This is a genomic window from Pseudomonas sp. 39004 (assembly GCF_028682155.1).
In the GTDB taxonomy this organism is placed as follows: Bacteria; Pseudomonadota; Gammaproteobacteria; order Pseudomonadales; family Pseudomonadaceae; genus Aquipseudomonas; species Aquipseudomonas capeferrum.
The window spans coordinates 1-22454 of sequence record NZ_JANIAG010000005.1; the positions used below are offsets into that span (position 1 = coordinate 1).

The window sequence follows — 22454 nt, forward strand, 5'->3', positions numbered from 1 at the left end:
ACTTGAAGCCGGTGAGGTCCCTGTGGGAGCTGGCTTGCCGGCGATTGGGGCGCGCAGCGGCCCCCTGGAACGCTATATATTCAACCCTCGAGAAACCTCACAAGGATAAGAAGGCGTGTTGGCAACATCCCTGGTACTGGTCGCCGCCTTGCTGCATGCGACGTGGAATACCCTGATCAAATTCAGCGGCGAGCGCTTGCTGGTGATCGCCAGCATGGACACGGTGGCACTGGTGTTCGCGGTGCTGGCGGTGGCGTTCGTCGATGTGCCGCCGGCGCAGATATGGCCCTGGCTGATAGCCTCGGCGCTGGCCGAGCAGTTGTACCGCTACCTGCTGATCAAAGCCTACCGCGTGGGCGACCTGGGGCTGGTCTATCCTCTGATGCGCGGGCTGTCGCCGTTGGTGGTGCTGGGGCTGACCCTGGCGTTTGCTGGGGAGTCGCTGAGCCAGCAGCAGATCATCGGCATCCTGCTCATCCCTTGCGGCATGGCGTGCCTTCTATGGCAGGGGGGAGGGGGCGATCGCCTGCCCTGGTCGATGCTGCCGGTGGTGGCTCTGATCGGCCTGTGCATCGGTTGCTACACCTGGTTCGATGGCCAGGCGGTACGGCTGTGGGGCAAGCCGTGGGACTACCTGGTCTGGCTGACCTTGCTCAGTGCCTGGCCCTTCCCGCTGGTGGCCAGTGTGGCGCGGCGGGCCCCCTTCGTGCTGTTCTGGCGAACCCAGTGGCGGCTGGGGTTGGCCGTGGGGTTTTGCGTGTTGTTCAGTTACGCCCTGGTGCTGTGGGCCATGCACCTGGGATCGGTGGCCGAAGCGGCAGCGTTGCGAGAGTTGAGCGTAATCCTGGTGGTGCTGTTTGGCATGCGCTACCTCAAAGAACCTTTTGGCGGGCCAAGACTCCTAGCTTGCGGGCTGGTGCTGGCAGGTATGCTGGTAATGAAGCTCTAACCCGATTATTGAACAAGGAGTCCTGTCCATGACCGTTGCCCTGTGGTGCATCCTGATCGCGCTGGCACTGCCGCCGCTTTGTGCGTTGATCGCCAAGGTGAGCAGTGGCCGTTTCGGCCTCAAGGACAATCACGACCCGCGCGCCTTCCTCGACACGCTATCGGGCCTGCCGCGCCGTGCCCACGCCGCGCAGCAGAACAGCTACGAGGCGTTTCCGGCATTTGCGGCGGCCGTGCTGGTGGCCGATATCGTCGGCAATGCCGAACAAGTGACGCAGGACGTGCTGGGCGTGATGTACATCACCAGTCGGCTGCTCTACATCATCTGCTACCTGGCGGACTGGGCGGCGTTGCGCTCGCTGGTGTGGTTTGCCGGGTTGGCGCTGATCGTGTCGTTCTTCGTCGTTTCGGCCTGAGTCGTCGCGCTTTTCGCGGGTAAACCCGCTCCCACAGCGGCCATTGCGATCCCTGTGGGGGCGGTTTTATCCGCGCAGCATTCAGCACCGTATCAAAGGACTTTCGGCACTTCAGGCAGCGGTTTGCCTTTCGGCCACAACATCCAGATCTGCCCCTGCTGCTTCATGTTACCGGCCAGCTCGCCTGCTTCAGGCCCGGTGCCCCAGAACAGGTCCGCACGTACTTCGCCAGCAATAGCTCCACCCGTATCCTGAGCGCCTACCGGCCGCACCACCGGCGTACCGTCCGGGCGCGTGGTCGACAGCCAGAGCAGGCTGCCCAGCGGAATCACCTTGCGGTCGATCGCCACACTGTAACCGGCCGTCAATGGCACATTGAGCGAGCCGCGCGGGCCTTCGTTACTGTCGGGGCGGGTGCTGAAGAACACGTAGCTGGGGTTGCTGGCGAGCAATTCCGGTACCCGCTGTGGGTTGGCCTGGGCCCAGGCGTGAATGGCGCCCATACTCACCTCTTCCTTCTTCAATTGGCCCTGCTCCACCAGCCAGCGGCCGATCGGCCGATAGGGGTGGCCGTTCTGGTCGGCGTAGCCCAGGCGCAGTTGGCGGCCATCTTCCAGTTGTACCCGGCCCGAACCCTGGATCTGCAGGAACTGCAGGTCCATCGGGTCGGTCAGCCAGGCCAGCACCGGGGCCTTGACGCCCTCACGGTTGATCACCTCGGCGGTGTCGTAAGGCTTGAGCACGCGGCCGTCCAAGCGCCCACGCAAGCGCTTGCCCTTGAGCTCTGGGTACACGCTGGCCAGGTCGACCACAATCATGTCGTCGGGCACGCCATAAACCGCGACGTGGTTGGCCTCGGTAGGCTTCAGGCTGCCGGGGTAGACCGGCTCGTAGTAACCGGTGATCAGGCCGTTGGCATTGTTTTCGGCCGAGCGCAGGCCATAGACCTGCAGGTTCTGCTGCAGGAAGGCGCGTATTTGCAGGGCGTCGTCGGGCACGCTGGCAGCGGCCTCGCAGGTGGCGGCCCAGACTGTGTCGCGCTTGAGCTTCTCGCAACCATTACGCCACGCGTGGAAGCCGGCAACCAGATCGGCGTCGCTGACGCTGGGCAGGTCCTGCCAGGTGGCGTTGGCATAGGTGGCAATGGCATGGGGCTCTGGCTTGGCGCTTTCGCCGCCGTTGCAGCCGGCCAGCAGGGCCAGCGCCGGGAGTGTCCAGGCCAGGTGGCGCAGGGCAGATTTCATGTGTGGGTTCCTGTCACGGGCGAAGATGAATATTCGCCCCTGTTATTTATGTGGCTATTGGTCTTTGGCCCTCGGGCGGCGATACTGGCTGCCCATTTTCGTAGGCCGTATTGACCGTGATGTTCAAGCGATTGACCGTTGTTCTGCTCGCAGCCCTGGCCCTGAACGCCTGTGACCGTGTTGACCCGAATTCGCCGTTGGGCAAGCGTAAGGTGATCTTCAAGGACATGCTCAAGACCAGCGAAGACCTGGGTGGCATGTTGCGCGGTCGTTTGCCCTTCGACGGGGAGAAGTTTGCCGAGGGGGCCGTGAAGCTCGACGCCCTGTCGCAGCAGCCGTGGCAGCACTTCCCGCAGGCGCGCGATGGCGGCGACAGCAGTGCACGAGCAGAGGTGTGGGAGCGTCAGGCGCGTTTCCATGACCTTGCCCGGCAACTGGAGGGCGTGACTGGCGAGCTGGTCGATGCGACTCGGGGCCAGCCGCTGGACGCCGCGCAATTGAAAGGGCCGATGGACAAGGTCGAGGCAGCATGCAAGGCCTGTCATACCGAGTTTCGCAATCATTGAGGGTAAATGCCTTGGCCCCATCACCGGGAAACCGCTGATGGAGCCAGGGCAGGCAGCATAAGCAGGGCCTGTCAGCGGTCCAGTTCGTCCACTGCTTCCTGCAGTTCCTTCCTGGACTCTGCGAGCTTGTCTTTACGCTTGTTTATCCTTTCGGCGTCGCCTTTTTTCTCGGCTTTTTTCAGGTCTTTTTCGCGCTGTGCGACTTCATGGCGTGCATCGAGCACTTTTTGTTCGCGCTCTTTGCGCAGGCTGTTATCGGTGCAGTTCTTGGCGCCTTCCAGTGCCTGTTCGAGCCCCGCGACCTGGTCGCTGTTGCCATGTTCACGGGCAATCTTCAGCTGGTTCTCGATGGCACTGCGTTTGGCGTCGCAGCCCGTCAGGCCGGCATCCGGCTGGGCGGCCTGCACGGCGCCAGCGGTCAGACCAAGGGTTGCGAGCAGGAAAAGAGTCGAAATACGTTTCATGAAAAGCCTCCTGAACGGGGCGGGCAGAAAAGTTGGGGGAAATCCTGCCTTGGTTTTTCCTATTTAGAAACCCTTGTTGGTTTTTTCTGGTCGATACTCAGACTTTGCTTACATGGATTTTGGTAATAATTCATTGCGCGGGGGCTTTGTCGCTGAATTGGAATGCGTTGACGCCGGCCTCGTTCAACCGCGCTGCGATGGCTTGAACCTCGTTGGCCATGAAAAATGCCTCAAGCTGATGCGCGCGTACGGCGCCGATACCCGGCAATGCCTGCCAGTCACCGGCAGTACGCAAGGATAGCTGAGCCCACTCACCTTCCAGTTGCATGCCGCCGGGTGCGGGTACGCCAAGCGCCCGCAACCAGCGGGCAAAGGGTTGGGAGCGCGCGCTTTCGAAGCTGTTCATCAGCTGTGTGGCAGTCGCTTCGCTGATACCCGGCACCTCACCCATTCGCTGGGTATCGAGGTGCAGCCAGTCAGTCATCGAGGTAACTACCCCCGCATCGACCAGGCGCCGCCACGTACCCGGCCCGGTGCGTGGCATGGCCAGCCCCTGCTTGCCACTGAGCCATGTGAGCCGTGCGATGAACTGCTCGTTGCAGCCATCGCCTGCGTGCCAACAGCTGTGCGGGTGATAGCGCCCTGGCGGCGGCACCGCCACCGGCTGGCGCAGGGCCGCGCGATGCACCACGCGCTCGAAACGCGGGATGGTCAGCCCTGCCAGGCTGATTGCCACCTGGTCACCCGGGGCAATGTCGAGGCGCTGCCAGCGGTCCAGTGAGCCCAGGCTTACCTGGGTGATCAGTCGGTCGTCCAGTTTGACCGGTTGAAGCTGCAGCACCGGTGTGATCCTCCCGGTGCGGCCGACCCGCAAGCGGACTTCGCGTACGTCTGCCAGGGCCTGGGCGTAGGGGTGCTTCCAGGCTGCGAGCCAGTAAGGCGCCTTGGCCTGCCAGCGCTCAGCGGGTGGCCGTGCGTCCTGGCGCAGAATCACGCCATCGGTGGCGAAGGGCAGGGGTGAGCGGTACCAGTGCTGGCGCCAGTGCGCGGCCTGGGTGGCGGAGTCGATCGCGATGCTGTAGCGCTGGCTGTCGGGGAAGCCCAGTTGCGCCAGTTGCGAAACCCGTTCGGCCTGGCTATCGGGGCCTTGCGGCCAGTCCCAGACGAACAGGCCGATGCCGGCCCCTTGTTCTGCGCTGAACAGCTTGCGGGCGAGTAGCCCGGCCACGGTCCCGCGCGCATTGACGCTGCCAGCCTGGGCTTGGATATGTGCGTCCAGGCGCAGGTAGAGTTCACCTTGCAGCACCAGGTCACGCGCTTGGGGCAGTTGCCGGGTGATGGCGCCGAGCTGAGCGATATGGCGACTCCAGTCGTGCCCTTGCACCCCATCACCGCGGCTCAGCAACTGCACCAGTTGCCCCTGCCGATAGCGAACAGAGACCGCCACGCCATCGACCTTGGGCTGTATCCACAGGCCCGTCTTGCCAGCCATCCAGCGGCCCACGGCCTGCTCGTCGGCGAGCTTGTCGACGCCGGTATGCGGAATGGGGTGGGGAACCGGGCCACGTGCCGTCGTCAGGGGGGCAAGTCCTGCCAGCAGGCCGAAACATTGCTGCAAGTGGTGCAGGCGTTGTCGGCTTTGGTCATACAGCTCATCTGCCACCAGCGCGATGCCCTGGCGGTGGTAGTGGTCATCCCAGTGGGAAAGCGTATCGCGCAGGTGGGCAACTTCGGTTTCGGCTTGTTGCATGGGCCAGTCGGGGCATGAGGCGGCCCTTGCAAGCGAGGCCTGCAGTGAGAGCAGCAGTGCAAATAGCAGCATGAACGGCATGGCCAGCATCCTTGCATGGCGGGAGGAGCCTTCAGCCTAGGCAGGTAGCGCGCTGGTTGCTGTGAGCAGTTGTCAGTCGATATGTCACAACGCTCACGGCGGAAACCTGAAAAGCAAAAGCCCCTGCCGATCGCTCGGCAGGGGCTTTCGTTTACCGCTGTAGGAAAATTACAGCCCGGCAGCGTCACGCAGCGACTGGGCGCGGTCGGTGCGCTCCCAGGTGAAGGTGGTGAAGGTGTCGTCGCCGACAGTCTTCTGCTGTGGCGTGCGGCCGAAGTGGCCGTAGGCAGCGGTTTCCTGGTACATCGGGTGCAGCAGGTCGAGCATCTTGGTGATGGCGTACGGGCGCAGGTCGAAGCACTCGCGCACCAGTTGTACGATCTTCTCGTCCGACACTTTACCTGTGCCGAAGGTGTTGATCGAAATGGAGGTCGGCTGGGCCACGCCGATGGCGTAGGACACCTGGATCTCGCAGCGCTCGGCCAGGCCGGCAGCAACGATGTTCTTGGCCACGTAGCGGCCGGCATAGGCGGCCGAACGGTCGACCTTGGACGGGTCCTTGCCGGAGAACGCGCCACCACCGTGACGGGCCATGCCGCCGTAGGAGTCGACGATGATCTTGCGGCCAGTCAGGCCGCAGTCACCCACCGGGCCACCGATGATGAAGTTGCCGGTCGGGTTGATGTGGTACTGGGTGCCCTTGTGCAGCAGCTCGGCCGGCAGGGTGTGCTTGACGATCAGCTCCATCACCGCTTCCTGCAGGTCTTTCTGCGAGACCTCAGGGTTGTGCTGGGTGGACAGGACGACGGCGTCGATGCCGACCACCTTGCCATTTTCGTAGCGGCAGGTGACCTGCGACTTGGCGTCCGGGCGCAGCCACGGCAGCAGCTTGGACTTGCGCGCTTCGGCCTGGCGCTCGACCAGACGGTGCGAGAAGCAGATCGGCGCCGGCATCAGCACGTCGGTTTCGTTGCTGGCGTAGCCGAACATCAGGCCCTGGTCGCCCGCGCCCTGGTCTTCCGGCTTGGAGCGGTCGACGCCTTGGGCGATGTCGACCGACTGCTTGCCGATGATGTTCATCACGGCGCAGGTGGCACCGTCGAAGCCGACGTCGGAGCTGTTGTAGCCGATGTCGATGATGACCTTGCGTACCAGCTCTTCGAGGTCGACCCAGGCGGAAGTGGAGACTTCGCCGGCGATGATGGCGACTCCGGTCTTGACCAGGGTTTCGCAGGCTACGCGGGCGTATTTGTCCTGAGCGATGATGGCATCAAGGACAGCGTCCGAAATCTGGTCGGCGATCTTGTCCGGATGCCCTTCGGACACGGACTCGGAGGTGAAAAGGGAGTATTCGCTCATCTCGAAGGGTTCCTAAAATTTACCGATGGTGTATGTCGCCAGTCGCCCGCTGAAAGTGGCGGACCTGTATCTGGAAACCGTTACGCAAGCCCACGTAGAGGCTGTCCCCGGGGACCAGCCCGGCAACGTTGGCCCAACGGGCCAGGTCGTCCTGTTCGAAGCCCAGCCAGAGGTCGCCGCAGGCATCCCGCGCCCACCCCTGGTCATGGCTGCACAGCTCGGTGACCAGCAGGCTGCCGCCCGCTTTCACCCGTTTGGCCAGCAGGCGCAGGGCCAGGGCCGGGTCGCTGAAGTGGTGCAGGACCATGTTCAGCACAACGCAGTCGGCTGCCACATCCGTTGCATCCAGTGCATCGGCCAACTGCAGGTTCACATTGTCCAGGCCTTCACGCTGGCAGACCTGGCGGGCCAGCTCGAGCATGGTCGGGCTGTTGTCCAGCGCGGTCACCGTGCCGAAGCGCCGCGCCAGGTCCGGCAGGAAGCCGCCGTCGCCGGGGCCTACCTCCAGTGCACTGGCAGCCGGGCCGAAATTCAGTTTGTCGAGCATGGCCAGCAGGCTTTCGCGGTACTGCGGCAGGCCGGCGATCAGGTCTTGCTGGGCGCGGAATTTTTCTTCCACGCGCTGGAAGAAGTCCTGGCTGGTGGCCGCACGACGCTGCTGCACCTGGGCGATCCGTGCCTGTACCGCCGGCGGCAAGGTCAGGTCGTCGACCTCGTCGAGCAGCGCCGTGTGCAGGCGCCCGCCAAGGCGCAGGCTGTCGGGCAGGGCGCGGCGGTAGAAGATGGCGTTGCCTTCGCGGCGGGTAGCCACCAGTTCGGCCTGGGCCAGTACCTTGAGGTGGTGGCTCATGCCGGACTGGCCGATGTCAAAGATTTGCGCCAGTTCCAGCACGCCAAACGAATCGCTGGCCAGCGCGCGCAAGACATTCAGGCGCAGCGCATCGCCACTGGCTTTGCACAGGGCAGCCAGTGTGTCGCTTCGCTCGGGGATCGATTGCGCACGGAGGTTCATGGGGCGGCAGTCTAGACAGGCATCGTTGCCCCCGCAAGACCAATATCAAAAAGTTTTGATATTGGCGATGAGCTGCAAGCCGCAAGGCTCAAGCTGCAAGAATAGAGCGTTCCGCGCGCGGGTCTGCTTTCGCTTGCAGCTTAAAGCTTGCCGCTCGCAGCTTTAATGTTTGCCCCCAGCCCCCCCAGTGGGCGAAAATGGCCGCCTTTTTTCGTTTCACTACTTATTCAAGCCCCAGGAGATCAGCGATGCCCAGCCGTCGTGAACGTGCCAACGCCATTCGTGCACTCAGCATGGATGCCGTGCAAAAGGCCAACAGCGGCCACCCAGGTGCCCCTATGGGCATGGCGGATATCGCCGAAGTGCTTTGGCGCGACTATCTGAAGCACAACCCGAGCAACCCGAGCTTCGCCGACCGTGACCGCTTCGTGCTGTCCAACGGCCACGGCTCGATGCTGATCTACTCGCTGCTGCACCTGACCGGCTACGACCTGTCGATCGACGACCTCAAGGCCTTCCGCCAGCTGCACAGCCGTACCCCGGGCCACCCGGAATACGGCTACACCCCGGGTGTCGAGACCACCACCGGCCCGTTGGGCCAAGGCCTGGCCAACGCCGTGGGCTTTGCCCTGGCAGAAAAAGTGTTGGGCGCGCAGTTCAACCGTGACGGCCACAACATCGTCGACCACAACACTTACGTGTTCCTCGGCGACGGCTGCATGATGGAAGGCATCTCCCACGAAGTCGCCGCCTTGGCTGGCACCCTGGGCCTGGGCAAGCTGATCGCGTTCTACGACGACAACGGTATCTCCATCGACGGCGAAGTCGAAGGCTGGTTCACCGACGACACGCCCAAGCGTTTCGAAGCCTACAATTGGCAGGTGATCCGCAACGTCGACGGCCACGATGCCGAAGAGATCAAGATGGCGATCGAGACTGCGCGCAAGAGCGAGCAGCCGACCCTGATCTGCTGCAAGACCATCATCGGCTTCGGTTCGCCGAACAAGCAGGGCAAGGAAGACTGCCACGGTGCCCCGCTGGGCAACGACGAAATCGCCCTGGCCCGCAAAGCACTGAACTGGAACCACGGCCCGTTCGAAATCCCGGCCGACATCTATGCCGAATGGGACGCCAAGGCCGCCGGTGCCAAGGCTGAGGCCGAGTGGAACCAGCGCTTCGACGCCTACGCCAAGGCGCACCCGGAGCTGGCTGCCGAGTTCAAGCGCCGTGACAGCGGCGAGCTGCCGGCCGACTTCTCGGAAAAGGCCCAGGCCTACATCAATGAAGTCGCTGCCAAAGGCGAGACCATCGCCAGCCGCAAGGCCAGCCAGAATGCCCTGAACGCTTTCGGCCCGCTGCTGCCTGAGTTCCTCGGCGGTTCGGCTGACCTGGCCGGTTCCAACCTGACCCTGTGGAAAGGCTGCAAGGGCGTCGAAGCCCATGACGCCAGCGGCAACTACGTGTACTACGGCGTGCGCGAGTTCGGCATGACCGCGATCATGAACGGCGTTGCCCTGCACGGCGGCCTGGTGCCTTACGGCGCGACCTTCCTGATGTTCATGGAATACGCCCGCAATGCAGTGCGCATGTCGGCCCTGATGAAGCAGCGCGTGATCCATGTCTACACCCACGACTCCATCGGCCTGGGCGAAGACGGCCCGACTCACCAGCCGATCGAGCAGCTGACCAGCCTGCGCAGCACGCCGAACCTGGACACCTGGCGCCCAGCCGACGCGGTCGAAGCGGCCGTGTCCTGGAAAAACGCCCTGGAGCGCAACGACGGCCCATCGGCGCTGATCTTCTCGCGCCAGAACCTGCAGCACCAGGACCGCGACGCCCAGCAGATCGCCGACATCAGCCGCGGTGGCTACATCCTCAAGGACTGCGCTGGCGAGCCTGAGCTGATCCTGATTGCCACCGGTTCCGAAGTGGGCCTGGCGGTTCAGGCCTTCGACAAGCTGACCGAGCAGGGCCGCAAGGCCCGCGTGGTCTCCATGCCGTGCACCAGCGTGTTCGATGCCCAGGACGCTGCCTACAAGCAGTCGGTACTGCCACTGGAAGTGGGCGCGCGCATCGCCATCGAAGCTGCCCATGCCGACTTCTGGTACAAGTACGTCGGCCTGGAAGGTCGTATCATCGGCATGACCACCTACGGTGAGTCGGCCCCGGCCTCTGCCCTGTTCGAAGAGTTCGGCTTCACCCTGGAGAACATCCTGGGTACCGCCGAAGAGCTGCTGGAAGACTGATACAGGCAAAGTGAGGGCCGCAGGCCCTCATTCGCGGCACAAGGCCGCTCCCAGAGGATCTGCATAAACCGCAGTACCCTGTGGGAGCGGCCTTGTGCCGCGAATGGGCCGCATGGCGGCTCCGTTCAACCGCCGGAGTTCAAGAGCTACCTATGTCCCACCCGCGTCCCTACAAAGTTGCACTCAACGGTTATGGCCGCATCGGCCGCTGTGTCCTGCGCGCGTTGTTCGAGCGGGGGGCGAAGGCCGGTTTCGAGATTGTCGCGCTGAACGACCTGGCCGATCAGGCCAGCCTTGAATACCTGACACGCTTCGACTCCACCCACGGGCGTTTCCCCGGTGAGGTGAAGGTCGACGGCGATTGTCTGCATATCAATGGTGACTGCGTGAAGGTAATGCGCAGTGCCACCCCGGAAGGCATCGACTGGGCCGCCCTGGGCATCGACCTGGTGCTGGAGTGCTCCGGCGCCTACAACACCCGCGCCGATGGCCAGCGTTTTCTGGATGCCGGCGCGCCACGGGTACTGTTCTCGCAGCCCATGGCCAGTGAGGCGGACGTGGACGCCACGGTGGTCTACGGCATCAACCAGGCGTGCCTGACCGGCAGCGAGCGCCTGGTGTCCAACGCGTCGTGCACCACCAACTGCGGCGTGCCGCTGTTGCGCGTGCTGGACCAGGCGTTCGGCATCGAATACGTGCAGATCACCACCATCCACTCGGCGATGAACGACCAGCCGGTGATCGACGCCTACCACCACGAAGACCTGCGCCGCACGCGTTCGGCGTTTCAGTCGGTGATCCCGGTGTCCACCGGGCTGGCACGCGGCATCGAGCGGTTGCTGCCGGAACTTGCCGGGCGAATCCAGGCCAAAGCGGTACGCGTGCCGACCGTCAACGTGTCGTGCCTGGACATCACCCTGCAGACCGCCCGCGACACCAGTGCCGCCGAGGTCAACCGGGTGCTGCGCGAGGCAGCGCTGGAAGGCCCGCTCAAAGGATTGCTGGCCTACACCGAGCTGCCCCACGCCAGCTGTGATTTCAACCACGACCCGCATTCGGCGATCGTCGATGCCAGCCAGACCCGTGTTTCAGGCCCCCGCCTGGTGAACCTGCTGGCCTGGTTCGACAACGAATGGGGGTTCGCCAACCGTATGCTCGACGTCGCCGAACACTATCTGCACGTCGTTCACCCAACCCGCAACAAACAGCCCTGAAGGACTGCATTCATGACCGTGTTGAAGATGACCGACCTCGACCTGCAAGGTAAACGCGTACTGATCCGCGAAGACCTCAACGTGCCTGTGAAGGACGGTGTGGTAACCAGCGACGCGCGTATCCTGGCAGCGCTGCCGACCATCAAGCTGGCCCTGGAAAAGGGTGCGGCGGTAATGGTCTGCTCGCACCTGGGCCGCCCTACCGAAGGTGAATTCTCGGCCGAAAACAGCCTCAAGCCGGTCGCCGAGTACCTGAGCAAGGCCCTGGGCCGAGACGTGCCGCTGGTCGCCGACTACCTGAACGGTGTCGAGGTCAAGGCCGGTGACCTGGTGCTGTTCGAGAACGTGCGCTTCAACAAGGGCGAGAAAAAGAACGCCGACGAACTGGCGCAGCAATACGCTGCCCTGTGCGACGTGTTCGTGATGGACGCCTTTGGTACTGCCCACCGCGCCGAGGGTTCGACCCATGGCGTGGCCAAGTTCGCCAAGGTCGCCGCTGCTGGCCCGCTGCTGGCTGCCGAGCTGGATGCCCTGGGCAAGGCGCTGAAAGCCCCGGCCAAGCCGATGGCGGCCATCGTTGCCGGCTCCAAGGTTTCCACCAAGCTGGACGTGCTGAACAGCCTGAGCAGCGTCTGCGACCAACTGATCGTTGGTGGCGGTATTGCCAACACTTTCCTGGCCGCTGCTGGTCACCCTGTGGGCAAGTCGCTGTATGAGCCTGACCTGGTCGACACCGCAAAAGCCATCGCCGCCAAGGTCAGCGTGCCGCTGCCAGTCGACGTGGTGGTCGCCAAGGAATTCGCCGAAAGCGCCGAAGCCACCGTCAAGGCTATCGCCGACGTTGCTGCTGACGACATGATCCTGGACATCGGCCCACAGACTGCAGCCAATTTCGCCGAGCTGCTGAAGTCGTCGAAGACCATCCTGTGGAACGGCCCGGTCGGCGTGTTCGAGTTCGACCAGTTCGGCAATGGCACCAAGGTGCTGGCCAAGGCCATCGCCGAAAGCCCTGCGTTCTCCATCGCCGGTGGCGGTGACACCCTGGCGGCCATCGACAAATATGGCGTCAGCAAGGAAATCTCCTACATTTCTACCGGTGGTGGTGCCTTCCTCGAGTTCGTCGAGGGCAAGGTACTGCCGGCTGTGGCGATCCTGGAAGAGCGGGCTAAAGCCTGACAATGGCGGCGCCTGGCAAAGGGAGCGACCTGATGGTCAAGCAATTGCCTGTGATGATCCTGGCCGGCCTGCTGAGCGCCTGCTCCGGCAGCCCCTCTTCGGACGATGACCCGGCGCAGCCGCCCAAGGGCGGTTGCTACCAGTCCGAGTGGCAGGCCGAAACCGTGCCGGTCATCAACAAGCGCGTGGGCCCTGAAGGCCTGGAGAAGTATGACGAAGACCACCAGCGCAAGGCTCCAGGCTGCCCTTGAACCGATGCGCTTCGTCGGAGCAGGCAACCAAGCGACCGTTGTGTGGTCATCTAGAGGATACGTAATGAAAGCGCTGATGGCCTTGATGGCCCTGGCGACACTGGCAGGATGCTCACTGCTGCAGCCGGCGCAACCCGCCCCGGCAGACGACTGGACCCGTTGGGTCTGTGACAGCCAGGCCGAGGTGCTGTGGCGCTTCGCTGACCCGCAGCAGGACTCGGTCGACGTCCGCCTCGGTGGCGGCGACCAGGTCTACCGGCTCAAATCCGAGCCGAGCGCGTCGGGGGCGATGTACAGCGATGGCATGCTGGCCTTCCACACCAAGGGCGAAGAAGGCCTGGTGTACTGGGTGGCAACCAACGATCTGATTGGGCGGGGCTGCAAGGCACCGTGACTGGCCGGGCCGCCATGGTGGCCCACACTACTTGAACAGCAACCGCCCCTGCGGCAGGCTTGCACGAAACAAACGACGCTTGTCGGGAGAGAGATACACAATGGCACTCATTAGCATGCGCCAGATGCTGGACCACGCCGCCGAGTTCGGTTACGGCGTTCCAGCTTTCAACGTCAACAACCTCGAGCAGATGCGCGCCATCATGGAAGCGGCCGACAAGACCGATTCCCCCGTGATCGTCCAGGCTTCGGCCGGTGCCCGCAAGTACGCCGGTGCACCCTTCCTGCGTCACCTGATCCTGGCCGCCATCGAAGAATTCCCGCACATCCCGGTGTGCATGCACCAGGACCACGGCACCAGCCCTGACGTGTGCCAGCGTTCGATCCAGCTGGGCTTCAGCTCGGTGATGATGGACGGCTCGCTGGGCGAAGACGGCAAGACCCCGACCGACTATGAGTACAACGTCCGCGTTACCCAGCAGACAGTTGCCATGGCACACGCCTGTGGCGTTTCGGTAGAAGGCGAGCTGGGCTGCCTGGGTTCGCTGGAAACCGGCATGGCGGGTGAAGAAGACGGTATCGGCGCCGAAGGCGTGCTGGACCACAGCCAGATGCTGACCGACCCGGAAGAAGCGGCCGACTTCGTCAAGAAGACCCAGGTCGATGCCCTGGCCATCGCCATCGGTACCAGCCACGGTGCGTACAAGTTCACCAAGCCACCTACCGGTGACGTGTTGGCGATCGACCGCATCAAGGAAATCCACAAGCGCATCCCCAACACCCACCTGGTCATGCACGGTTCGTCCTCGGTACCGCAAGAGTGGCTGGCGATCATCAACCAGTACGGCGGCGACATCAAAGAGACCTACGGTGTACCGGTCGAAGAGATCGTCGAAGGCATCAAGCACGGCGTGCGCAAGGTCAACATCGACACCGACCTGCGTCTGGCGTCCACCGGTGCCATGCGTCGCCTGATGGCGCAGAACCCAAGTGAGTTCGACCCGCGCAAGTTCTTCGGTGAAACCGTCAAGGCCATGCGTGACGTGTGCATCGCCCGTTACGAAGCCTTCGGTACTGCCGGCAATGCCTCCAAGATCAAACCGATCTCCCTGGAAGGCATGTACCAGCGCTACCTGAAAGGTGAGTTGGCCGCCAAGGTCAACTGATTCGCAGGCCGCACTGAAAAAACCCGCAGCGATGCGGGTTTTTTTATGCCTGCGCTCAAGCGCGCAGATATTCACGGCAGAGCAACCGTTAGTCGGCTACCGTACAGTTTAGGCACTGATAGCGTTCTGATTGCATTACTTGTTACAAACTCGGGTCTAGAGTAGTTATCGGATCCAACCGCGATGTGAAGTCGGTCACAAATAGAGAAGCAGCATGGATGGCGCTCACCCTCAACCTCAGCCAGTGGATGGCAGCTCGGTTCTGCTGGTAGTAGACGATTACCCCGAAAACCTCATCAGCATGCGGGCCTTGCTGGCCCGGCAGGATTGGCAAGTGTTGACTGCAAGTTCAGGGACAGAAGCCTTGAGCGCCTTGCTCGAACACGACGTCGACCTGGTTTTGCTGGATGTACAAATGCCGGAAATGGACGGCTTCGAAGTCGCTCGGCTGATGCGTGGCAGCCAGCGCACACGGCTGACGCCGATCATTTTCCTCACCGCCAACGAGCAGTCCGATGCCGCTGTGCTCAAGGGTTACGCCAGTGGCGCCGTGGACTACATGTTCAAGCCGTTCGACCCGCAAATTCTCAAGCCCAAGGTCCAGGCCCTGCTCGACCAGCAGCGTAACCGGCGCATGCTGCAACGCCTGAGTCGCGAGCTGGAAGCGGCGAGGGCATTCAACGCCTCGATTCTGGAGAACGCTGCAGAAGGCATTCTGGTGGTGAATGCCGCAGGTACCATCAGTTTCGCCAACCCGGCCATTTCACGCTTGCTGGCCGCTGCGGTGGAGCAATTGCAGGGCGCCCAGTTGCTTGATCTGGTGCAGATGGCCAATGCCAATCTGTGGAACGAGTCGGACTTCTACCAGGCCTACCTGGGGCGGCAGATCTTTCGCGTGCACGATGCCCAGTTGCGCACCCTGGGTGGCCAACTGGTGCCGGTCGCGCTGTCCTGTGCGCCGTTGCCGGCCGATCAGCAAGCGATGGTGGTGACCGTGCTGGACATGTCGGTGGTGCGCAACCTGCACCAACAGCTTGAGTACCAGGCGGTGACCGACCCACTCACCGGCCTGCTCAACCGCCGCGGCTTCTATCAGTCTGCCGAGGGCGTGCTGCTGCGCAACGAGCGTTCGGACAAGGCCCAGGCGCTGATGTACATGGACCTGGATGGCTTCAAGCGGATCAACGATTCGTTGGGCCATGAGGCGGGCGATCGCGTGCTGCGCTGGGTGGCAGAACAGCTCAAGGACTGCCTGGGCAGCGAGGCGTTATTGGCGCGGATGGGCGGTGACGAGTTCACGGCGTTGTTCGACAGCCTGCCGTACCCCGAGCAGGCCGGGCGTTACGCCGAGCGACTGCTCGAGCGCGTTTCGATCAGCCAGCAGATAGAAGGGCTGGATGTATGCCTTGGGGTCAGCATTGGCATCGCCACCTTTCCCGACTGCGGCGCAACCGTCGAAGGCCTGCTGCGGGCTGCCGATGCGGCGATGTATGCGGCCAAGCAGGCCGGGCGGCAGCAGTATCGCTTCTATGACCAGGAGCTCAATGGCCGGGCGCGGTCACGGCTGATGCTCGAAGACAGCGTGCGCGCCGCTATCGAGCAGCACGATTTCAGCCTGGTGTATCAGCCCCAGGTGGCTTTTGCCGACGGCCACCTGCGCGGTTTCGAGGCGTTGCTGCGCTGGCAGCACCCCAGTGTCGGCGATGTGCCACCGGGGCTGTTCATCCCCTTGCTGGAAGAGGCGCGGCTGATCAACCGGCTGGCCAGCTGGATCTATCGCCAGGGCGCGGCCCAGCGCCAGGCCTGGTGCGATCGTTTTGCCCAGGGGCTGGTGCTGGGCATCAGCCTGAGCCGCGCCCAGTTCGTCATGCCGGGCCTGGTCGATGAGCTGCAGCGGGTGATCCAGGACTACCAGCTGGACCCGGCGCAGCTAGAGGTCGAGGTGGCAGAGACGTCGTTGATGTACAACATCGACGCGGCCGTGAAGCAGATACACCGCCTGCGCGAACTGGGCGTGCGGGTGGCGCTGGATGATTTTGGCGCGGGTGACTGCTCGTTGCGTATGCTGCGTGACTTGCCGATCGACACCCTCAAGCTTGACCGCCACCTGGTTGCGCGCTTGCCGGGCTCTGCGGTAGACGCCGCGCTGGTACGCAGTGTGATCGGCTTGTGCGCCGACTACCGCATCACGGTGATAGCCGAAGGCGTGGAAACCCCGGCCCAGGCCGACTGGCTCAAGGCCAATGGCTGTGCCTACGTGCAGGGGTTTCTGGTGGCACACCCGATGACGGCGGCGGATGCCAGCGGCTTCCCGGCGATTTTCTCCTGGCCCCGGCCATGATTGGCTAGAATCGCCATTCGCCCCGCCGAATGCAGTGCCATGACCGTATTACGTTACTTGCAAGCTTACCCGCCGCACCTGCAGGAGCAGGTACGGCAGATGATCGACAGCGACCGCCTGGGGGACTACCTGCAGCGTCGCTACTCCGACCGCCATGACGTGCAGAGCGACAAGGCGTTGTACAGTTATGCCCAGGACTTGCGCCAGCAGTACCTGCGCAGCGCGCCCGGCCTGGACAAGGTGCTGTTCGACAACCGCCTCGACCTGACCCACCGTGCCCTGGGGCTCAACACGGCGGTATCGCGGGTTCAGGGTGGCAAGCTCAAGGCGAAGAAGGAAATCCGCATCGCCTCCTTGTTCAAGGAGGCCGCGCCGCAGTTTCTGCGCATGATCGTGGTGCACGAGTTGGCGCACCTGCGTGAGCGCGACCATAGCAAGGCGTTTTACCAGCTCTGTCAGCACATGGAGCCGGACTACCACCAACTGGAATTCGACCTGCGCGTCTACCTGACCTATCGGGAGCTGCCGGGCAACTGTTAAGGACCACGCAGCATGGAAGTGAGCAAGACCAAGAGCAGCTTCTACCGGCGCCTGTACGTGGCCTGGCTGATCGACAGCCAGACTGCGACCAGCGTGCCGACCCTGATGGAGGCCACCGGCATGCCACGGCGCACCGCCCAGGACACCATCGCCGCTCTGGCAGACCTGGATATCATCTGCGAGTTCGAGCAGCAGGAGGGCGCGCGCAATCATGCCGGGCACTACCGCATTCATGACTGGGGCGCGATCGACAAGCAGTGGATCATCCAGCATTTGCGGCAGATCCGAGAAGTGCTGGGGTATCGGTGATTGTGGGGGCGCAAAGCGCCCCGGCTTTCTCAGCCCTTACGCATGCCGATATGCGGTATGTCATCCTCCAGGTATTGCTCGCCAACCGCTTCGAACCCATGCCCTGCGTAAAACCCTTGCAGATGCGCCTGCGCCGACAGATACACCGGCGTCCCCGGCCAGCAATGTTCGGCAGCCTCCAGCCCTTTCAGCAGCAACGCATGCCCAAGCTTCAGCCCACGCGCCGCCGGTGAGGTCACCACGCGCCCGATCACCACATCACCGCCCTGGGATTGCGGGTCGAGCAGGCGCAGGTAGGCCACCAGCTTGTCGTCCTGCCACGCCATCAAGTGCAGGGTATCGCCGGCCAGGTCCTGGCCATCGACTTCCTGGTAACTGCAGCGCTGCTCGACCACGAACACTTCGGTGCGCAATTGCAGGATGGCGTAGAGCTGGTCCTTGCTCAGGTCGGTGTGGTGCTTGCAGAGCCAGTCGATAGACATTGGCGAACTCCTTGAATGGGCCGTCGATCATCGCAAATCCCGGGGCTGTGGACGAGTGGATGATTGCTGCAGGGCATTGCCTGCGCGCCTCGGCCAAAATAGAGGCAAAATGACACTATTGTCCGCTGCCGTGAGCCATGGCTTTGTGTACTCTCATCCGCAGTCGCGGCGAAGGCCGCCTACACAGTGTGCGCCCTCCATTGCAAAAGGACTTGAGCATGCGGCCACTGCTTGGTGTTCTGGGATTGCTGGCAGCCCTGCTGGCTGCGCCAGCCCTGGGTGAAGACAAGCTGCGGCTGGTGGCAGACAAATGGCCACCGTTCACCGATGCAAGCATGCCGGGCGGCGGTTTGGCGACCAGCATCGTTACCACCGCACTGACCCGGGCCGGTTACGCCAGCGGGTTCGAGGAGGCGCCATGGGCACGGGCCTTGATGGGCGTGAGCGAAGGGCGCTACGACGTGTTGATCAATGCCTGGTACAACGACTCACGTACACGCATCGGGCATTTTTCCAACGCTTATCTGAACAACAAGATTCGCCTGCTCAAACGCAAGGGTGAGGCCTTCGCCTACCAGCAGGCGTCCGACTTGTACCCCTACAGCATCGCCGTGGTGCGCGATTATGCCTATTCACCTGAATTCGACAGCGACACCCGCTTGCACAAGGTGGCGGTGCGCAACTTCTCGTCGGCCGTGCGCATGCTGGCGGCCGGCCGGGTGAACCTGGCGGTGGAGGATGAATACGTGGCCCGTTACAACCTGCAACGTGAACCGCAGGCGGTGCGCGATGGCGTGGAGATGGTCGAGCCGCCTCTGGGGGAGAACAGCCTGCATATTCTGGTCAGCCTGAAACACCCCCAGCACCAGCAGATCGTCGAACGTTTCGAGCGGGCGATAGCGGCGATGAAGGCGGATGGCAGCTATGCGCGCCTGCTGCGCCAGCATGGTTTTTGACCCAGGCCACAAAGCACTCAGCCCGTAGGGCTTTCCTTGACCAGGTGCGCCGCCAGCGTGCGCAACGGCGCCAGTTGCCGGCAGATCAGCGCCAGCTGGGTCTGCACCAGCCGCTGATGTTCATCCAGCTCTTCCGGCATCTGCTCCAGGTCGTTGGCCAGCGCCTCTTCAGCATCACTGTGGATGGCGACCGGTAGCCGCGCTGCCAGGCCGTTGGCGATTTCGTCCAGGCTGTTGGCCAGGCTTTGCCCGGCGCCCTCGATCAATTGCTCCTGAACCTCCGCCGGCAGGGCGGTATCACGGTGCGCGCCCAGCCCGGAAAGGTAGCTGAGCAGGGTATGCGACAACACCAGGAAGCGGAAGCCGACGTCCGCCTCCTTACGGAAGTGCCCCGGCTCCATGAGCATGTTCGCCAGCGTGGTGGACAGGGCTGCATCGGCGTTGTGGGCGTTGCGCCGGGCCAGGCGGTAGGCGAGGTCGTCGCGCTTGCCATGGGCATACTGCTGCATGATCTGGCGCAGGTACACGCTGGCGCAGGCCAAGGTGTTGGCCAACGCCTTGTTCAGGCGCCGGCCCTGCCAGTCGGGCAGGAACAGGAACACCGCCAGAATGGCGATCAGGCTGCCCACCAGGGTGTCGAACAGGCGTGGCAGGAACAGGCCGTAGCCGTCGCCGATCTGGTTGAAGCAGAACAGCACCATCAAGGTGATCGCCGCCGTGGCCAGGGCGTAACGGGTAGTCCGGTTGACGAAGAACACCACCCCGGCGACCACGGCGAACATCGACTGGATGATCGGGTTGGGGAACAGGTCGAACAGCGCCCAGCCGACTGTGAGGCCGATGGCCGTGCCGAAAATCCGCTGCACCAGCTTGCGCCGGGTGGCACCGTAGTTGGGTTGGCAGACGAACAGTGTGGTGAGGATGATCCAGTAGCCCTGGGTGGGGTGGATCAGGTGCACCATGCCGTAGCCGATCGACAGCGCCAAGGGTAGGCGCAAGGCATGGCGGAACAGTAGCGAGGTGGGTGTGAGCTGGGTGCGCAGGCGGCTCCAGACATCCTTCAGGGAGCGTGGCGAACGGTCGAGCAGGCTGCTGTCACTGGCATCGGCCAGGCTGTCCGGGTTGCTGGCGGCGCCCAGCAGGCGGTCCAGGGTGGCCAGGTTGGCCGCCAGGGCCCGCAGCGAGCGCAGCAGGCTGCGCCAGGCAGGGTTGTTCTGGTTGCGCAGGTGCTCCAGGGAGGCGTTGAGGTCTTCCAGGGTGTCGGCAAATCGGCTGTCGAGGACAAACGGCTGACGCATTCGGATCGAGCGCGCCAGGTCCTGGCAGGCCGAGCCTTGATGGCGCAGCAGGCGCTGGCAGCGGAACATCACGTCGCTGTGGAAGAACGCTTCGGCCAGGGCGTTGTAGGGATAGTGCGAGGCGCTCACCCGCTCGTGGATGTCCTGGGCCAGGAAGTACAGCTTCAGGTAGCGGCTGACCTTGGAATTTGGCTGGCTGTTGCCGACCCGGTGCAGGATGATTTCCTTGGCGGCATTGAGCGCCGCGACCACCTTGCCGTTTTGCTGGGCCAGCTCCAGGCGGCGGGCCTCCAGGTCGTGGTGGCGGATCGGCTCGAACAGGTTGGCCTTGAGCTTGAGGTAGCGCCCCAGCTCGAAAAACAGCTTGGCCAGGCTTTGCTGCACCGGCTGGTTGGAGAACAGCGCCTGCCATAGCACCGACAGCAGGCCGTACCAGGCCGCGCCCGCCACCAGCAGCATCGGCTCGTGCCAGAAGTCGGTGACCAGGCCGCCGCGTTGGTCCACGCCGATCATGGTGTACACCGCCGTGATCAGCGTTGCCGAGGCGATTGCGCCATAGCGCTCGCCCAAGGCGCCAAGCATGGTCAGGCCGAACGCCGCCAGGGCCAGGGCAATGGCGAACACCCACGGGTAGGGGAACAGCAGCTCGACGGCCAGGGCGGCGATGGCAAAGCACACCAGGGTCACAGCCAGGGCACTGAGGCGGCCCTGCCAACTGTCGTCGGTCTCGGCCAGTGCGCTGGCGATGATGCCCAGGAACAACGGGATCAGCAGGGCCATTTCATCCTGGTACCAGCACAAGGCCATGCTGCCGGTGAGGGCGACCGTTACCCGGATGCTATAGCTGAACTTGTCTTGGCCCCACAGGCGACGCAGTGACTGACGGAACGAGCTCGATGACATGATGGCCTTGGGCTGTGATCGAATGAATACATTGCCGCACGGACCAGCAAGAAGCGTTCCGTGCTGCTGAATGGATTCTACTCTACACGAACTGTGCCGCTGCGTTAGCCGATGCCCACGCCCACTGGAAATTGAACCCGCCCAGGTGGCCGGTCACATCCAGCACCTCGCCAATGAAGTACAACCCTGGGCTCTTGAGCGACTCCATGGTCTTGGACGACACCTCGCGGGTATCCACGCCGCCTAGGGTCACTTCGGCGGTGCGATAGCCCTCGGTGCCGGCAGGTACCACCTGCCAGGCCGCCAGTTTGTCGGCGATCTGCGCCAGTTCGGCCGGAGTGTACTGCTTCATCGGCTTCGATTCGAACCACTGCTCGGCCAAGAGGTTGGCCAGCTTGCGGGTGAACACTTCGCCGAGCACGGTCTTGAGTTCTGCATTGGCGCGCTCGGCCTGCTGCTGTTGCAGCCAGGTCAGGGCGTCACGGTCGGGCAGCAGGTTGATCTCCACCGTGTCGCCCGCCTCCCAGAATGAAGAAATCTGCAGGATCGCCGGGCCACTCAGGCCGCGGTGGGTAAACAGCAGGTTTTCGCGGAAATGGGTGCCGTTGCAGCTGGCGGTGCAGTCCAGCGAGGTACCCGACAGTTCTGTGCACAGTGCCTTGAGTTGGGGCTCGGTGATGGTGAAGGGCACCAGCCCGGCGCGGGTCGGCAGCAGGGTGTGGCCGAACTGGCGAGCCACCTGGTAGCCGAAACCGCTGGCGCCCAGGGTCGGGATCGACAGGCCGCCGGTGGCGATCACCAACGACTGGCAGGCAAACTGCCCGGCACTGGTTTGCAGCAGGTAGCCGGTTTCGGTCTTTTCGATGTGCGAGATGCTGGTGTCCATGCGCAACTCGGCACCGGCCTCGTCGCACTCGGCCAGCAGCATGTTGAGGATGTCGCTGGCCTTGTTGTCGCAGAACAGCTGGCCGAGCTTTTTCTCGTGGTAGGGCACGCCGTGCTTGGCCACCAGCTCGATGAAGTCCCACTGGGTGTAGCGGGCCAGGGCCGACTTGCAGAAGTGCGCATTGTGCGAGAGGAAGTTGGCCGGCTCGGTGTACATGTTGGTGAAGTTGCAGCGCCCGCCGCCGGACATGAGGATCTTCTTGCCTGGCTTGTTGGCGTGGTCGAGCAGCAGCACCCGGCGGCCACGGCGGGCGCTGAGCTGGGCGCACATCAGGCCGGCGGCGCCGGCGCCGAGGATGATCACGTCGGTGGAATGCACGGGGTACCTCTTGGAGATTGCTGGGGCTTTTGCGCAGCCCTTTCGCGTACAGGGATATGCATGCCCCTGTAGGAG

At 63.4% G+C, this 22454-nt stretch carries 21 protein-coding genes; 13 read left to right on the forward strand and 8 right to left on the reverse strand.

Annotation, left to right across the window (positions count from 1 at the left end; translation table 11 throughout):
• Positions 1-115: 115 nt before the first annotated feature.
• Positions 116-949, forward strand: coding sequence for a DMT family transporter (locus tag NP534_RS01500; RefSeq protein ID WP_274097514.1), 834 nt, complete (start codon positions 116-118; stop codon positions 947-949).
• Between the two features lie 28 nt (positions 950-977).
• Positions 978-1364: an MAPEG family protein gene (locus NP534_RS01505; protein WP_033701891.1), complete on the forward strand. Its 387-nt coding sequence runs from the start codon at positions 978-980 to the stop codon at positions 1362-1364.
• Between the two features lie 92 nt (positions 1365-1456).
• Here NP534_RS01505 and mltA read toward each other — a convergent pair whose 3' ends face one another.
• A complete protein-coding gene (gene mltA / locus NP534_RS01510) occupies positions 1457-2608 on the reverse strand; it encodes a murein transglycosylase A (protein WP_033701889.1) in 1152 nt (383 codons plus the stop codon).
• 119 nt (positions 2609-2727) lie between these two features.
• On the opposite strand from mltA, the gene NP534_RS01515 reads away from it, so the two are divergent.
• The gene (locus NP534_RS01515; RefSeq protein WP_274097515.1) at positions 2728-3174 is read left to right on the forward strand and encodes a c-type cytochrome; all 447 of its coding nucleotides are present in this window, start codon (positions 2728-2730) and stop codon (positions 3172-3174) included.
• Between the two features lie 71 nt (positions 3175-3245).
• Here NP534_RS01515 and NP534_RS01520 read toward each other — a convergent pair whose 3' ends face one another.
• From NP534_RS01520 to NP534_RS01535, 4 genes are all read right to left on the reverse strand, one after another.
• Complete coding sequence (locus tag NP534_RS01520) at positions 3246-3638, reverse strand: DUF1090 domain-containing protein (protein WP_274097516.1); 393 nt, start codon at positions 3636-3638, stop codon at positions 3246-3248.
• A gap of 130 nt (positions 3639-3768) precedes the next feature.
• On the reverse strand, positions 3769-5469 hold the full coding sequence (gene ligB, locus NP534_RS01525; protein WP_274097517.1) for an NAD-dependent DNA ligase LigB: 1701 nt from the start codon (positions 5467-5469) through the stop codon (positions 3769-3771).
• Positions 5470-5637: 168 nt separating this feature from the next.
• Positions 5638-6828, reverse strand: coding sequence for a methionine adenosyltransferase (gene metK, locus NP534_RS01530; protein WP_033701884.1), 1191 nt, complete (start codon positions 6826-6828; stop codon positions 5638-5640).
• Positions 6829-6847: 19 nt separating this feature from the next.
• The gene (locus tag NP534_RS01535) at positions 6848-7840 is read right to left on the reverse strand and encodes an ArsR/SmtB family transcription factor (RefSeq protein WP_274097518.1); all 993 of its coding nucleotides are present in this window, start codon (positions 7838-7840) and stop codon (positions 6848-6850) included.
• A 248-nt stretch (positions 7841-8088) separates the two neighbouring features.
• On the opposite strand from NP534_RS01535, the gene tkt reads away from it, so the two are divergent.
• From tkt to NP534_RS01580, 9 genes are all read left to right on the forward strand, one after another.
• Positions 8089-10086 carry a transketolase gene (gene tkt / locus NP534_RS01540; RefSeq protein WP_274097519.1) on the forward strand — a complete coding sequence of 666 codons (1998 nt, stop codon included), beginning with the start codon at positions 8089-8091 and terminating at the stop codon, positions 10084-10086.
• 152 nt (positions 10087-10238) lie between these two features.
• On the forward strand, positions 10239-11300 hold the full coding sequence (gene epd, locus NP534_RS01545; protein ID WP_274097520.1) for an erythrose-4-phosphate dehydrogenase: 1062 nt from the start codon (positions 10239-10241) through the stop codon (positions 11298-11300).
• A 12-nt stretch (positions 11301-11312) separates the two neighbouring features.
• Entirely contained in the window at positions 11313-12476 is a 1164-nt protein-coding gene (locus tag NP534_RS01550) for a phosphoglycerate kinase (protein ID WP_274097521.1), read from the forward strand.
• Positions 12477-12508: 32 nt separating this feature from the next.
• Complete coding sequence (locus tag NP534_RS01555; protein WP_033702581.1) at positions 12509-12727, forward strand: hypothetical protein; 219 nt, start codon at positions 12509-12511, stop codon at positions 12725-12727.
• Positions 12728-12791: 64 nt separating this feature from the next.
• Complete coding sequence (locus tag NP534_RS01560) at positions 12792-13121, forward strand: MliC family protein (RefSeq protein ID WP_274097522.1); 330 nt, start codon at positions 12792-12794, stop codon at positions 13119-13121.
• 100 nt (positions 13122-13221) lie between these two features.
• Positions 13222-14286: a class II fructose-bisphosphate aldolase gene (fba, locus tag NP534_RS01565; protein ID WP_016501943.1), complete on the forward strand. Its 1065-nt coding sequence runs from the start codon at positions 13222-13224 to the stop codon at positions 14284-14286.
• A gap of 214 nt (positions 14287-14500) precedes the next feature.
• Positions 14501-16627, forward strand: a complete 2127-nt coding sequence (locus NP534_RS01570; RefSeq protein ID WP_274097523.1) for a putative bifunctional diguanylate cyclase/phosphodiesterase — start codon at positions 14501-14503, stop codon at positions 16625-16627.
• Positions 16628-16666: 39 nt separating this feature from the next.
• Positions 16667-17167, forward strand: a complete 501-nt coding sequence (locus NP534_RS01575) for a M48 metallopeptidase family protein (RefSeq protein WP_227696501.1) — start codon at positions 16667-16669, stop codon at positions 17165-17167.
• Positions 17168-17179: 12 nt separating this feature from the next.
• On the forward strand, positions 17180-17476 hold the full coding sequence (locus NP534_RS01580; protein ID WP_274097524.1) for a winged helix-turn-helix domain-containing protein: 297 nt from the start codon (positions 17180-17182) through the stop codon (positions 17474-17476).
• A 29-nt stretch (positions 17477-17505) separates the two neighbouring features.
• Here NP534_RS01580 and NP534_RS01585 read toward each other — a convergent pair whose 3' ends face one another.
• Positions 17506-17958 carry a GNAT family N-acetyltransferase gene (locus tag NP534_RS01585; protein WP_186652821.1) on the reverse strand — a complete coding sequence of 151 codons (453 nt, stop codon included), beginning with the start codon at positions 17956-17958 and terminating at the stop codon, positions 17506-17508.
• A 218-nt stretch (positions 17959-18176) separates the two neighbouring features.
• Between NP534_RS01585 and NP534_RS01590 the strand changes: the two genes are divergently transcribed.
• Complete coding sequence (locus NP534_RS01590; RefSeq protein WP_274097525.1) at positions 18177-18914, forward strand: substrate-binding periplasmic protein; 738 nt, start codon at positions 18177-18179, stop codon at positions 18912-18914.
• Between the two features lie 17 nt (positions 18915-18931).
• Here the strand turns inward: NP534_RS01590 and yccS are convergent, their stop codons facing one another.
• Positions 18932-21115 (reverse strand): YccS family putative transporter, encoded by a 2184-nt coding sequence (gene yccS / locus NP534_RS01595; RefSeq protein WP_274097526.1) that lies wholly within the window; start codon positions 21113-21115, stop codon positions 18932-18934.
• 82 nt (positions 21116-21197) lie between these two features.
• The gene (locus NP534_RS01600) at positions 21198-22379 is read right to left on the reverse strand and encodes an NAD(P)/FAD-dependent oxidoreductase (RefSeq protein ID WP_033701867.1); all 1182 of its coding nucleotides are present in this window, start codon (positions 22377-22379) and stop codon (positions 21198-21200) included.
• Positions 22380-22454: the final 75 nt, after the last annotated feature.

Coding starts and splice junctions, on each gene's coding strand:
- NP534_RS01585 (WP_186652821.1), bottom strand. CDS start 17,958: ATGTCTATCGACTGGCTCTGCAAGCACCACACCGACCTGAGCAAGGAC.
- NP534_RS01515 (WP_274097515.1), top strand. CDS start 2,728: ATGTTCAAGCGATTGACCGTTGTTCTGCTCGCAGCCCTGGCCCTGAAC.
- NP534_RS01570 (WP_274097523.1), top strand. CDS start 14,501: ATGGATGGCGCTCACCCTCAACCTCAGCCAGTGGATGGCAGCTCGGTT.
- epd (WP_274097520.1), top strand. CDS start 10,239: ATGTCCCACCCGCGTCCCTACAAAGTTGCACTCAACGGTTATGGCCGC.
- NP534_RS01520 (WP_274097516.1), bottom strand. CDS start 3,638: ATGAAACGTATTTCGACTCTTTTCCTGCTCGCAACCCTTGGTCTGACC.
- ligB (WP_274097517.1), bottom strand. CDS start 5,469: ATGCCGTTCATGCTGCTATTTGCACTGCTGCTCTCACTGCAGGCCTCG.
- mltA (WP_033701889.1), bottom strand. CDS start 2,608: ATGAAATCTGCCCTGCGCCACCTGGCCTGGACACTCCCGGCGCTGGCC.
- metK (WP_033701884.1), bottom strand. CDS start 6,828: ATGAGCGAATACTCCCTTTTCACCTCCGAGTCCGTGTCCGAAGGGCAT.
- yccS (WP_274097526.1), bottom strand. CDS start 21,115: ATGTCATCGAGCTCGTTCCGTCAGTCACTGCGTCGCCTGTGGGGCCAA.
- NP534_RS01550 (WP_274097521.1), top strand. CDS start 11,313: ATGACCGTGTTGAAGATGACCGACCTCGACCTGCAAGGTAAACGCGTA.
- NP534_RS01560 (WP_274097522.1), top strand. CDS start 12,792: ATGAAAGCGCTGATGGCCTTGATGGCCCTGGCGACACTGGCAGGATGC.
- NP534_RS01580 (WP_274097524.1), top strand. CDS start 17,180: ATGGAAGTGAGCAAGACCAAGAGCAGCTTCTACCGGCGCCTGTACGTG.
- NP534_RS01505 (WP_033701891.1), top strand. CDS start 978: ATGACCGTTGCCCTGTGGTGCATCCTGATCGCGCTGGCACTGCCGCCG.
- fba (WP_016501943.1), top strand. CDS start 13,222: ATGGCACTCATTAGCATGCGCCAGATGCTGGACCACGCCGCCGAGTTC.
- NP534_RS01555 (WP_033702581.1), top strand. CDS start 12,509: ATGGTCAAGCAATTGCCTGTGATGATCCTGGCCGGCCTGCTGAGCGCC.
- NP534_RS01590 (WP_274097525.1), top strand. CDS start 18,177: ATGCGGCCACTGCTTGGTGTTCTGGGATTGCTGGCAGCCCTGCTGGCT.
- tkt (WP_274097519.1), top strand. CDS start 8,089: ATGCCCAGCCGTCGTGAACGTGCCAACGCCATTCGTGCACTCAGCATG.
- NP534_RS01535 (WP_274097518.1), bottom strand. CDS start 7,840: ATGAACCTCCGTGCGCAATCGATCCCCGAGCGAAGCGACACACTGGCT.
- NP534_RS01575 (WP_227696501.1), top strand. CDS start 16,667: ATGACCGTATTACGTTACTTGCAAGCTTACCCGCCGCACCTGCAGGAG.